The sequence below is a fragment of the Pelomonas sp. Root1444 genome (genome assembly GCF_001426885.1).
Classification (GTDB): Bacteria; Pseudomonadota; Gammaproteobacteria; order Burkholderiales; family Burkholderiaceae_C; genus Pelomonas.
Genome location: NZ_LMFP01000028.1, coordinates 148,106 through 160,177 on the forward strand (window position 1 = coordinate 148,106; position 12,072 = coordinate 160,177).

A 12,072-nucleotide genomic window follows, 5' to 3' on the forward strand; every position below is an offset into this window, starting at 1 on the left:
TGTGGAACTGGCGACCCTGCAATGGGTGGCTTGGTTCAACCACCACCGATTGATGGAGCCACTGGGCTACGTCCCGCCGGCCGAGTTCGAGGCCACGTTCAAAGAACGATGAGTGTCCGGTACGCCCGATTCGTAGCGAACCCGCAGCTAACCCGCCGGGCATGTGGCGTCAACATGACTTCGCTGCGCGCTTACCGCAGGACTGCTGCACGGTGAAGAAGTCGTCGCGTTCGCTGACGCCGGCTACCAATGCGCGGCCAAGCGCGGAGACGCGTTCGTCAGGACCCGTCAGTGATGGCCCAGGGGTCAAGTTGAAATCCGGAGAACAGCCCTCGGCCGCGCACATCGGGCCCTGCAGACTGGCCGCTTCACCACTTAGGAGCCACGCATGCTCTGCGTCGAAAGCACCATCCCCGTCACCCTCATCCAGGCCGCTTGGTTTCCCATCGAGGTCACTTACACGGCCGAGGCCGACCGCGAGGTCACCTACGGCGGCCACGTCGACGAGTACGTCGGTACGGTGCACGTGTCGGTGGTCGGCGCTGGCAGCGACGTCTTCCCGTGCCGCTTCCGCATCAAGCGCGTTCTCTTCGACACCTACCTCGCAGAAAGTCTGGTGGACGCCTCCATCCGTGGCCACCTGACGGAGAACCAGCTGTTCCGCGCCTGGCTGCGCCGCCAAATGAAAGGCTAAGCGTCGATCAGTGCCTGGGCGAGGTACTGCGTCAGCCGTCGCCCGGCGCGGATCGCTGTCGGTGACGAATACCAAGGTCTTCACGACCCAATCGGACGGCTACAGCTTCACTTTCGCGCAGTTGAACCCGGAGATGAAGCCCTGACCCTGCTGGCACGTGAGTTCAGCTCAAACCCTAGTTCACTGGCGCGCCGTCCTGCCTATGATCCGCGCGACAGCGCTCGCAGCCGTTTGGGAGGCGGCCGGAGCCGATTGGGCTCATTGGGCCGCCGATACAGGACTGGGGTCGCCATCCTTGTTGCCGGAGGGCCACCGCAGCATGTTTCGGCCGGTACGCCCATCGCGGACGAAGCTGCGGATTTGCGCCCCAGCAACGGCACCACCCTCTTCGCGACCGCCCCTAAGCTGTGGCCATCCGCGATGGCGATGCCGCACCTGCGCCAAGCCACTCACGCCCGCCTGAACGAACGACCGGGACCCGTCCATGCCACAGCCCCTGCGCCTCATCGATTCCTCCTCCCCACTGCCAACCCAAGCCGATGCCGTCGTCATCGGCGGCGGGATCATCGGCGTCTTCACGGCCTACTACATGGCGCGTCGCGGCTTGTCGGTCGCGCTGGTCGAGAAGGGGCGCATCGGTGCCAAGCAATCGAGCCGCAACTGGGGCTGGTGCCGCCAGCAGAACCGCGATGCGCGCGAGTTGCCCATGGCCACCCGCAGCCTCGATCTGTGGCAACAGTTCGCGGCGGACACGGGTGAAGACACCGGCTTCAGCCGCTGCGGCCTGCTCTACCTCAGCGACGACGAGGGCGAGATCGCCCGCTGGGCCAAGTGGGGCGAGTTCGCGAAGACGGCCGGCGTGACGACGCACATGCTGAGCGCCCGCGAGGCCAGCGAGCGGGGCCGGGCCACCGGCCGCGGGTGGAAGGGTGGCGTGTTCTCGCCCAGCGATGGCACGGCCGACCCGTCGAAGGCGGCGCCGGCCGTGGCCGCGGCGTTCATGAAGCTCGGCGGCACCGTCCACCAGAACTGCGCCGTGCGCGGCATCGAGCGCGAGGGCGGACGACTCAGCGGCGTGGTCACGGAGGCCGGCACCATCAAGACCCGCACGGCCGTCTATGCCGGTGGCGCGTGGGCTTCGTCCTTCCTGCGCCAATTGGGCATCAGGTTTCCACAGGCCACGGTTCGCCAGACCATCGTGCGCGTGTCCTCCGTGGCCGAGCGCCTGCCGGCAGCGCTGCACACCGCGCGCGTGTCCGTCACCCGGCGCAGCGACGGCAGCTACAACCTCGCCATCAGCGGACGTGGGCGGGTGGATCCCACCGCGCAGCTGCTGCGCTTTGCGCCGCAGTTCCTGCCGATGTTCGCCAAGCGCTGGCGCAATGTTTTTCCGGGCGGCCTGGAAGGCATACGCGGCGGCCACGAGACGCTGGCACGGTGGCGGCTGGATGCGCCCACGCCCATGGAACGGGTGCGCGTGCTCGCCCCCCGGCCGGATGCCGCGGCGGTGAAGCAGACCTTCCACCGTGCGGCCGAACTGCTGCCGGCGCTGGGCCAGGCGGGCATCGCCAACGCCTGGGCTGGCTTCGTCGACAACACGCCGGATGGCGTGCCCGGCATCGGCGAGGTGCCGGAGATCCCCGGCTTCATCCTGGCCGCGGGCTTCTCGGGCCACGGCTTCGGCATCGGCCCCGGCGCAGGCCACCTGATCGCCGACCTGACGACGGGCGCGCCGACCCTCTTCGATCCCAAGCCCTACCACCCGGCGCGCTTCGCGAAGTCGGCCTGGGGCCAGGTCGCCGACTTCTAAAGGCCACGGGATGGCCTCGTTCCAACGTCCAGCCGGCGAGCTGGCGAGGCTGGTGCTCGCCCTGCTGTTCGTCAATGCCAGCGTGACCGGCCTGCGGATGGCCGCGCCACTGCAGTCGCTGCGGCAGGGGCATGGCGAAGCGGCCGTGGGCGGGTTGATCGCGCTGTTCGCGCTCGCCCAGGTGTTTCTCGCCCTTCCCGCTGGCCGCTATTGCGAGCGCAGCGGGTTGAAGCGGCCTCTCGCGATGGCCGTGGTGGTGGCCATGGCGGCCTGCGCGATGGCCGCTGCATGGCCGGTGTTCCCGGTGCTGTGCGTCAGCGCCCTCCTCACCGGCGGCGCGGGCGGCGTCGCCGTCATTGCGGTCCAGCGCCATGCGCCGCGGGTCGCGGGCGATCCGGCCACGCTGCGCGAGGCGTTCGCGTGGCTGGCGATTGGCCTGGCCTTGTCGAACGTCCTGGGCCCGCTGATGGCCGGGTTGCTCATCGACGGCGCCGGATTCCGCGCCGCCTTCGTGGGGCTGGCGCTGCTGCCGCTGCTGGCCTGGCTGGCGGTGCGGGGAGCGGTCGATCCTGCGGCCCCGCCGCACGAAGTGCCCACCAGCGGGCGCAGCGTCCGGGACCTCTGGCGCCATGCCGGCCTGCGCCGGCTGCTGCTCGTGACCGGCCTGCTGTCCTGCTGCTGGGACGTGCACACCTTCCTCGTGCCCGTGCTCGGTCATGAGCGCGGCGTCCCGGCCTCGGTGATCGGCAGCATCCTGGGCGCCTTCGGCATCGGGGCCGCCGCCGTCCGGCTGCTGACGCCGCTCGTGGCCGCGCAGTTGCGCGAATGGGCCGTCCTGCTCGCCGCGATGGCCGCCACCGCGCTGCTGTTCGCCGTCTACCCGCTCGTGCAGACGCCGCTCGCCATGGGCCTGTGCTCCGCGCTGCTGGGCTTGAGCCTCGGCAGCACCCAGCCCATGGTCATGAGCCTGCTGCACCGGCTCGCGCCGCAGCACCGCTACGGCGAGGCGGTGGCGATGCGCGTGATCGTGAACAACGCCTCCAGCGTCGGCATTCCCATGCTGTCGGGCGCGGCCGGCTCGCTGGTCGGCGCGGCCGGCGTGTTCTGGGCCGCCGGCGTGATGGCGGCTGCCGGCGCGCGTCTCGCGCTTCCCCTGAAAGACCACTGAGAACCCATGATCCGTTCCATCGCCTTCATCCACACCGTGGCCCTGCTCGTCGAGCGCTTTCGGCCGCGCTTCCAGGCCGAACTGCCGCAGCAGCGCTGCTTCCACCTGCTCGACGAGAGCGTGCTGCACGACCTGCTGCGGGACGGACCGTCGCCCGCCATCACGCGGCGCATCGTTACACTGGCCACGCTGGCGGCCGATGCGGGTGCGGACCTGATCGTCTTCACCTGCTCCTCCACCTCTCCAGCCATTGATGTAGCACGCCGGCTCGTGCCGGTGCCCATCGTGAAGATCGACGACGCGATGTACGCCGAGGCGGCCCGCAGCGACGGCCGTGTCGGCCTGCTGTACACGACGCGCTCGACGCTGGAACCCAGCCGTTCGCTGCTGGCCGAACATGCCGCGGCGTCCGGCGCGCGGGTGGAGGCGGAATGCGTGCTGGTGGAAGGCGCGTTCGACGCGCTGTCGGCGGGTAAGCGCGAAACGCACGATGCGCTGGTGACGGAGTCGGCGCTGGCCCTCGCGGCGCGCGCCGACCGGCTGGTGCTGGCCCAGGCCTCGCTCGCCCACCTGGCCGGGCCGCTCGCCGAAGCCACCGGCAAGACAGCGCTCGCCAGCCCGGAGTGGATGGTCCGCGACGTCGTGGCGCGCGTGGCCGCGGCGGCCTGATCACAGCGGGAGCCCCCATGAACAAACCCGTCTTGGGCTGCATCGCCGACGACTTCACGGGCGCCACCGACCTCGCCAACCACCTCGTGCGCGGCGGCATGCGCGTCGTGCAGACCGTCGGCGTGCCCGATAGCGCATTCGAGGAGGAGGCCGACGCCATCGTCGTCGCACTGAAGAGCCGCACCATCGCACCGGCGCAGGCGGTGGCGCAGTCGCTGCACGCGCTGGCCTGGCTGCGCGAACGGGGCGTGGCCCAGGTCTACTTCAAGTACTGCTCGACCTTCGACTCCACGCCGGCGGGCAACATCGGCCCCGTCACGGACGCCTTGATGACCGCGCTCGGCTGCGGCTTCACCATCGCCTGCCCCGCCTTCCCCGACAACGGCCGCACGGTGTTCCAGGGCCACCTGTTCGTCGGCGACGCGTTGCTGCACGAGTCGGGCATGCGCCACCATCCGCTCACGCCGATGAGCGATGCCAACCTCGTGCGCGTGTTGCAGGCGCAGACGACGCGCAGGGTGGGCCTGATCGACCACGCCAGCGTGGCCCGCGGCGCGCAGGCCGTTCGTGACCGCATCGCGCAGCTCCGCGCCCAGGGCGTGGAGATCGCCGTCGTGGACGCGACGTCCAACGCGGAGCTGGTGGCCATGGGCCCCGCCTGGGCCGACCTGCCGCTGCTGACCGCCGGCTCGGGCATCGCGATGGGGCTACCGCGCAACTTCGGCATGCACGAGCGCAGCGCCGCGGCGGCGCAGTTGCCCGCGGCACAGGGCTCACGGGCCATTGTGTCGGGCAGCTGCTCGGTGGCGACCAATGGCCAGGTGCGGTCCTTCCTCGATGCCGGTGGCGCCGGGTTCGCGGTCGATCCGCTGCAGCTAGCGAACGGCGTCGACGTCGTCACGCAGGCGCTGGACTGGGCGCGGCCGCGCCTAGCCCAGGGGCCGGTGCTGGTCTACGCCACGGCCGAGCCGGCCGCCGTGAAGGCGGCGCAGCAGAAGCTCGGCGTCGACGCCGCCGGTGCCCTTGTGGAGCAGGCGCTGGCCGCGGTGGCGCGCGGCCTCGTGCGCGAAGGCGTGGGGCAGCTCGTGGTGGCCGGCGGCGAGACCTCGGGCGCCTGCGTGCAGGCGCTGCGCATCGACCGCCTGCGTATCGGCCCGCAGATCGCGCCCGGCGTGCCCTGGTGCCATGCGAGTTCGCCGTTCGCACCCCGCGGGCTGCACCTGGCGCTGAAGTCGGGCAACTTCGGCGGGTCCGCGTTCTTCCACGAGGCCTTCGAATGCCTGGCATGAACGAGACGCAGGCCCGGGAGGCCATCTGCATGATCGGCGAGAGCCTGTACGCGCGCGGCTATGTGCACGCCACGGCCGGCAACATCAGCGTGCGGCTGGACGACGGCGGCTTCCTCATCACGCCGACCGACGCCTGCCTCGGCCGGCTCGAGCCGCAGCGGCTGGCCCGGCTGGATGCCGAAGGCCGCCAGCTCGCCGGCGACCGCGCGAGCAAGACGATCACACTGCACCGCGCCATCTATGCGGCGACGCAAGCCACCGGCCACCCGGCGCGGTCGGTGCTGCACACGCACAGCACCCACACAGTGGCGCTCACGCTTCGCGGCCGGCCACAGTCCCACGACGCCGAGCTGCTGCCGGCATTGACGCCCTACTTCGTCATGAAGGTGGGCCGCGTGCCGCTGCTGCCCTACCACCGGCCCGGCGATCCCGCCGTCGCCGAGCGGGTGGCCGAGCGCATCGCCGCCTATGCCGCGCGCGGCATCCAGCTGCGCGCCGTCATGCTCAGCCGCCTCGGGCCCAACGTCTGGCACGACGATCCCGCCAGCGCCGCGGCGGTGCTGGAGGAGCTGGAGGAGACCGCACGGCTGGCGCTGCTCGCGCAGGACGAGGTCGAGCCGCTCGGAGACGCGCAGGTGCAAGAGCTGCGCGACACCTTCGACGCGTCCTGGTAGCGCCAGTCCCGAAGCTCACGCCGCGGTCCTGCAACCCTACAGGGACAGCCGCAGCGCGACGTTCAACGAACGCGGTTCGCCGGGCGAATGCAGCGTCTGGCTGCCGTCCCACCACACGTACTCGCGTCGCCCGTTACCGGCATTGAGCAGCTGGGCTTCGACCTGCAGCACCGGCGTCACGGCCCAGCTGGCGCCGAGGTTGAGCGTGCGATAGGCGCCGTACTTGCCCGTCAGCGCATTCGTGCGCTCCAGCCAGTAGCTGCCCTGCCCCTGCAGCCAGGCGGTCAGCTTGAGGTCGGGGCTGGCCTGCCAGTCGATGCCGGCATTGAAGAGCCGGCGCGGCGTGTGGTCGACCTCCTTGCCCAAGGTCCCGGGGGCGGCCGGATTGGGCACGGTGATGCGCGCTTCCTGCAGGGCCAGCGTCGCGAAGGTGTCGATGCCCGGCGTCGGACGCAGGCGCAGCTGCAGGTCGGTGCCCCGGCGCCGGGTGGCGCCGATGTTGACGGAGTCGCCGCTCGGGTTGTTCGCCTCGCGATAGACCTCGTTGGTCGCCGTCTGGCGCCAGGTGGCGATGCGGACATCGGCCAGCTGGCCCATGCGCAGCGTCATGCCAAGCTCCATGCCGTCGTTGAGCGACGGGGCGAGATCGGCGGTACGCGGCGGGATCTTGAAACTGGCGGCGCCGAGGCCGACCTGGAAGGTGCGGCCCCAGTTGGCGTAGGTACTGAAGCCCGGCGTCGGCGTCCAGACGGCGCTCAGCTTGGGTTGCCCTATGCTGCCGTAGTCGTTGATGGGGACCTGCGTGCCGGCCCGCTGGTCACTGAAGTGACCGCCGATGCGGTCCACCCGGTAGCCGGGCACGAGCTTGAGTGTCGGCGTCGGCTTCAGCACCGCTTGCACGAAGACGCCGGTCGTATCGAACCGCCAGACGTGGTCGCGCGTCTGTGCGCTGCGCACGCGCTCGACGGTGGTGTAGCGCCGGCTGGTGTTCTGCTGGCGTTCGGTGTCGGCGCCACCTTCGAGTGCGAAGTCGGCAAGACCCGGCACCTGCGGCCGCCAGCTGACGATGGTGCGCACGCCGCGGTGGGTCTCGTCGCTGTCGCGTTCCTGCTGCGAGACGCCGGCCGAGAAGCGCACCCAGCGTTGGTCTTCGAAGCGATTGACGTAGACCAGCGTGCGCCAAGAGAGCGTGCTGCGCCGCCCGCCCTCGATGCTGAAGCTGGCCTGGCCGAGCTTGCGCTTGCCGCCGTCGGAGGCTGAGGTGGCGTAGGACCGCCGCGGGTCGACCGCGGCATCGGCCTGGCTCAGGTAGCCCGGCTCCTCGGCCTCGGCGCGGTGGGCGCGCAGGGCCAGGCCGAAGCGCAGGTCCTGCCCCTGCGGCGTGTAGCCCCATTTGCCGGCCAAGCTCATGCGGTCGGCCTTGGCATGGTCACGCCAGCCGTCGGCATGGCGCACGCCGAGCGAGTAGTTCTGAGTGAAGCCGCCGGCCTCGCGGTCCACCGCGAGCTGGGCGTCGGCCTTGCCCCAGGGCCCGGCGCCGATGCGCAGGTCCGTGGCGTTGCCACCCTCGCGCGTCAGCATCTCCAGGTTGCCGGCGATGTTGTGCAGGCCATAGCGCGCATCGTTGGTGCCGCGCACCGCCGTGATGGCCTGCAGGCCGAGCGGCGTGACGAGGTCGATGAAGGGCATGGCGCCGTCGTTGCTGTTGGACGGCACGCCGTCGACCAGCAGCTTGACGGCGTTCACCTCGCCTTCGCCGTTGAAACCGCGCATGGCGGGCTTGCCCGAGGTGTTGCCCTGGTTGAAGTTGGTCAGGTTGATGCCGGGCAGGCGCGCGAACAGCTCCCAGTTGCTGCCAACGACCGACGCTTGCAGCTCGTCGCCGCCGAAGCTGTCGACCGAGGTGAGCAGGGCCTTGGCGCTGAGCGAGCCGACGGCCGGCACCGTGACCACCACGCGCGAAAGTTCGAAGCCGACGCCGGATTCCCGAGGCTTGTCTTGGGCGCGAGCCGTCGACAACGCCAACAGGCAGGCGATGCAGAGGATGGCGGGTTTGGGTTGTGTGTTCATGGTCAATGGGGGTGTGGAGTGATTCAGCGCACCGGAAGACTCTCGCCCTGGCTGCGGCGCAAGCCGATGCAGACGGCGGCCAGCGCCATCAGCGCCAGGCCGGCGAGCTGCCCGCCGGGAATCGCCAAGGCCCGGGGTGGCGGCTCGAAGCGTGGCTGGGCGGCGAAGTCCGCGGCGCCGAAGGCCTGCTCGTTGAAGAGGTAGCGGTAGAAGAAGGCGCGCAGCCGGTCGTGGAAGGCCGTGATGGCGTCCTGGTAGCCCAGTTGGGCGGCCAGGTCGGTGCCGGCGACGCGGTGCAGCGCGGCCTGTGCGCCGACGCCCGGCAGCAGCCAGCCCAGGCGCTCGGTCCAGCGCTGCCGGGCCAGCAGGCTGGCGCGGTAGTCGGCCACCGACTCGGCCACACTTTCGTCGCCCAGCTGCTGGAAGGCGAAGTACCATTTCCAGTGGAAGCCGGCCGGCAGAGGGGCGGTGTCGCGCCATTGCGGATGGCTGCGGAGGAAGCGCTCCATCGTCTCGCCGGGCGGGCGGTCCCAGGCTGCATGCACGGCCTGGCGCTGGGCCAGCGTCAGGTCCACACCTTGGTGGACCGGAATGCTGCGCGCCAGCGCGATGTTGGCCAGGGCCGGCAGCACCAGCGTCGACAGCACCCAGGCGCCCATTAGCGCGGTGGCATGGGCCGCCGAACTGCGCCCGCCGCAGGCGACGATGACGGACAGACCCGCCCAGAACGCCAGGTAGGCCGCGATGACCCCCATCACCGCCGCAAGCGCCGCGGCCTGCATGCCGTTGAACAGCCCGCCCGCCAGCACCGGCAGCGCCACGCAGGCGAACGCCAGGCCGGCCCTGAGCACGGCGCGGCGCTGCCACAGGCGATGGCCGCCCTGAGGCAACGACGCCAGCATGCCCAGGCGGCCGGCGCTCCGCTCGGCGCTGACGAGGTCATGCAGCAGCGCGATGAGCACCAGCGGGGCGAGGTAGATCAGCACGAAGGCCAGGTCGAAACGGCCCATCGCGGCCAGCGCCGGGTTGAAGTTCTCGCCCTCGTGCAGCTGCGACTGCAGGGCCAGCGCCCGCACGCGCAACACGAAAGGCGCGCTGTCCCGCATGCCGAGCGCCAGGAAGGCGGCGCTGTCCGGTGGGTCCCAGGTGCGGTGGAAGCTGTAGTAGGCCGCCGAGCCTGCGTCCTGTGCTACCTGCGGCTTGCCGGCCAGCGCGGCCAGCTCGCCCTGCTGCAACGCGGCCAGGCGCGCCAGGGTGTCGCGCTGCCGCCCGATCTCCCAGGTGCCGGACGCCACCGCCAGCGACGACAGCAGCAACAGCAGGCCCAGGGCCAGCGCTGCGACAGGCGTCCGCGCCAGCAATCGAAGTTCATGGGGCAGCCAGCTCATGGGGCGCTCCTCGCCAGCCGGCGGGCGGCCCAGCCGAGCAGCGCCAGCGCGGCGACCACCCAGCCCAGCAGCACGCCCGCCGCGGGCAGCGCGCGCCGCAGGGCCTCGCGCGGCGGTTCGGGTTCGAGCCGGAACTCGGCAATGCCCTGCCAGTGCTCATGGCCGATGCGGCTGTCGCGGCTGGAGCGGTCGCCGGCGTAGCTGAGCTTGTCCGCCTGCAGCCGGTTGAGCGCCTGCACGAACTGGTACCGGTGGCGCTCGGCGGCTTCCATGAAGCGGCGATAGCTGTGCAGGTCGGTACCCGACAGCGCCATCGACAGGCGCTGCAGCGCGATGACCGGCCCGAGCAGCGCCCAGAGGTCCAGCTGCTGCACCTGGGCCTGCTGCAGGTCGAACGCCGCCGTAGCGTACTGCTCGAACAGGCGGGCGGTCAGCCGCTCGCCTTCCATGCCGAGCAGCCCCTTGTAGTTCACCGGCAGGTCCTCGACGCGGCTGACGCCGTATTGCGCCAGCACCTGCTGGCGGAAGCCGTTGAAGTACGGGTCGTCGGGGTCGTGGCTGTCGCCGATCTGCGCGAGGTCGCGCGCGATGCGGATGTCGGTCTCCAGCCGCGTCGGCAGCGGCAGGCTGGCGGCGGCGAGCTCCGTCGCCAGGCGAGGCAGCGCGACGACACCGAACGCCCAGGCGACGAGCAGCGCCGCCAGCGCGGTCTGCGCCCGCGCGCACAGTGCCGACACCGCAGCAACTCCCACGGCCCAGATCAGCATCCACAAGGCATGGCCGGCCGCCAGCACCGCGGTCGCGCCCGCAGGCGCCGAACCCGCGACGGCAACGGCCAACAGCCCCGCCATCGCCGGTGCCAGCAGCAGTGCCGCCAGCCCGACGAGACCCAGCAGCTTGCCCAGCACGAGCTGCCCTGGTGTGACGCCCTGCGCCAGCAGCAGACGCAACGTGCCGGACTCCCGCTCGCGGGCCACCACGGCATGCCCGAGGAAGACCAGCACCAGCGGCGCCAGCACCTGCAGCACCATGGCCGGCGTCAGTGCGCCGAAGCGCAGCAGCAGCGACGACTGGCGCACGTCGCCGAAGTTGGCGCTGTTCTGGCGGTGCCCCTCGAGGAAGAGCGTGTGGCCGGTGTAGGCCTCGACGCCGGGGTCGAACGCCGCCAGCGGATGGACCGGCCGGAACACGAAGTGCCCGTAATGGACCATGCGGTGCGGATGCCGGTCGGGCTGGGCCTCGAACTCATGGTCGACCTGCGCCTGGCGGCGGCTGCGGTCGGCATCGATGTCCCGCTGCTGGCTCCAGGCCGTGAAGGCGGACGTCGCCCACAACGCCATCAACACAACAAACGCCGCCCAGGCGGCGCGCTCGCGGCGCAGGCGGCGCCACTCCTCGCGTGCGATCCGCAAGGCGGACCTCATCACGCCGCCTCCAGTCGCGCATAGCGCCGGTGCAGAGCCTGCACGTCGAAGCGTTCCGTCCCTGCCGTGCGCACCTCCTCAGCCATGCGGCCCTGGTCGAGAAAGCCGATGCAGTCCGCGGTATCGACCGCGCCCAGCAGGTCGTGGGTGACCATCAGCACGGCGACCCCCTGCCTGCGCAGCGCATCGAGCAGCGCATGGAAGTCCGCCGTGGCCTGCGGGTCCAGGCCGGAGGTCGGTTCGTCCAGCAGCAGCGCCGGCACCCTGCGCGCCAAAGCCAGCGCGATGGAGACCTTCTGCCGCATGCCCTTGGAAAAGCCGGCCACCCGCTGGTCATGGGCTGCAGGGGCCAGGCCGGCGGCCTGCAGGGCGGCGCCAATGGCGGCATCGCTCTCCTTGCGGCCGGCGAGGTGCAGCAGGTAGGCCACGTTCTCGCGTGCGCTCAGGTGCCCGTAGAGCGCGACGTTCTCGGGGATGTAGGCCAGTTGCGAACGCGCCTTGGCGGGCTCGGCGGCGGGGTCGATGCCGGCCACGCGCAGGGTGCCGGACCGCGGCCGCAGGAAGCCGAGGAAGAGGCTCAGCGCGGTCGATTTGCCGGCGCCGTTGGCACCGAGCAGCGCATAGATCTGGCCGGGCAGGACGGCGAGGTCGAGTCCGCGCAGGATGGTGCGGTCGGCATATCCGGCCGTCACGCCCTGTGCGAGCAGGATGGGTTGGGAAGGGTTGGTCGAAATCAGGCTCATGTCTTGGATCGCTTGCTGGCAGGACGGCGCGGGGCACGGTCGGCCACCCGCGCCGGTCGCAACGCCGAACGGACGCGCAGGCGCGGCCCAGGGCGGCGCCACAGCGAGGAAGAGGCGGGGAAGAGGCGGTCACGCCTCGTACG

10 protein-coding genes are annotated in these 12,072 nt (G+C 71.1%); 6 read left to right on the plus strand and 4 right to left on the minus strand.

The annotated features are described in order from the left end of the window. Nucleotides 1-388 precede the first annotated feature (388 nt). The 6 genes from ASD35_RS18575 (at nt 389) to ASD35_RS18600 (ending at nt 6,304) form a co-directional block, all read left to right on the plus strand. Entirely contained in the window at nt 389-694 is a 306-nt protein-coding gene (locus tag ASD35_RS18575; RefSeq protein WP_056876455.1) for a hypothetical protein, read from the plus strand. Between the two features lie 484 nt (nt 695-1,178). Then, nucleotides 1,179-2,504: an FAD-binding oxidoreductase gene (locus ASD35_RS18580; protein ID WP_056876456.1), complete on the plus strand. Its 1,326-nt coding sequence runs from the start codon at nt 1,179-1,181 to the stop codon at nt 2,502-2,504. 10 nt (nt 2,505-2,514) lie between these two features. Continuing rightward, the gene (locus ASD35_RS18585; RefSeq protein WP_056876457.1) at nt 2,515-3,672 is read left to right on the plus strand and encodes an MFS transporter; all 1,158 of its coding nucleotides are present in this window, start codon (nt 2,515-2,517) and stop codon (nt 3,670-3,672) included. Nucleotides 3,673-3,678: 6 nt separating this feature from the next. Continuing rightward, entirely contained in the window at nt 3,679-4,341 is a 663-nt protein-coding gene (locus tag ASD35_RS18590) for an aspartate/glutamate racemase family protein (protein WP_056876458.1), read from the plus strand. 17 nt (nt 4,342-4,358) lie between these two features. Beyond that, the gene (otnK, locus tag ASD35_RS18595) at nt 4,359-5,630 is read left to right on the plus strand and encodes a 3-oxo-tetronate kinase (RefSeq protein ID WP_056876459.1); all 1,272 of its coding nucleotides are present in this window, start codon (nt 4,359-4,361) and stop codon (nt 5,628-5,630) included. Next, nucleotides 5,627-6,304: an aldolase gene (locus tag ASD35_RS18600; protein ID WP_056876460.1), complete on the plus strand. Its 678-nt coding sequence runs from the start codon at nt 5,627-5,629 to the stop codon at nt 6,302-6,304. The genes otnK and ASD35_RS18600 overlap by 4 nt, the downstream gene beginning before the upstream one ends. A gap of 36 nt (nt 6,305-6,340) precedes the next feature. On the opposite strand, the gene ASD35_RS18605 is transcribed toward ASD35_RS18600, so the two are convergent. Genes ASD35_RS18605 through ASD35_RS18620 form a run of 4 tightly spaced genes read right to left on the minus strand, consistent with a single transcriptional unit; the run spans nt 6,341 to nt 11,929 of the window. Further along, nucleotides 6,341-8,374 (minus strand): TonB-dependent receptor, encoded by a 2,034-nt coding sequence (locus ASD35_RS18605; RefSeq protein WP_056876461.1) that lies wholly within the window; start codon nt 8,372-8,374, stop codon nt 6,341-6,343. A gap of 23 nt (nt 8,375-8,397) precedes the next feature. Beyond that, the gene (locus tag ASD35_RS18610) at nt 8,398-9,762 is read right to left on the minus strand and encodes a DUF3526 domain-containing protein (RefSeq protein ID WP_056876462.1); all 1,365 of its coding nucleotides are present in this window, start codon (nt 9,760-9,762) and stop codon (nt 8,398-8,400) included. Next, a complete protein-coding gene (locus tag ASD35_RS18615) occupies nt 9,759-11,186 on the minus strand; it encodes a DUF3526 domain-containing protein (protein ID WP_056876463.1) in 1,428 nt (475 codons plus the stop codon). Before ASD35_RS18615 ends, ASD35_RS18610 begins: the two co-directional genes overlap by 4 nt. Continuing rightward, complete coding sequence (locus ASD35_RS18620) at nt 11,186-11,929, minus strand: ABC transporter ATP-binding protein (RefSeq protein WP_056876464.1); 744 nt, start codon at nt 11,927-11,929, stop codon at nt 11,186-11,188. Before ASD35_RS18620 ends, ASD35_RS18615 begins: the two co-directional genes overlap by 1 nt. Between the last annotated feature and the right edge of the window lie 143 nt (nt 11,930-12,072).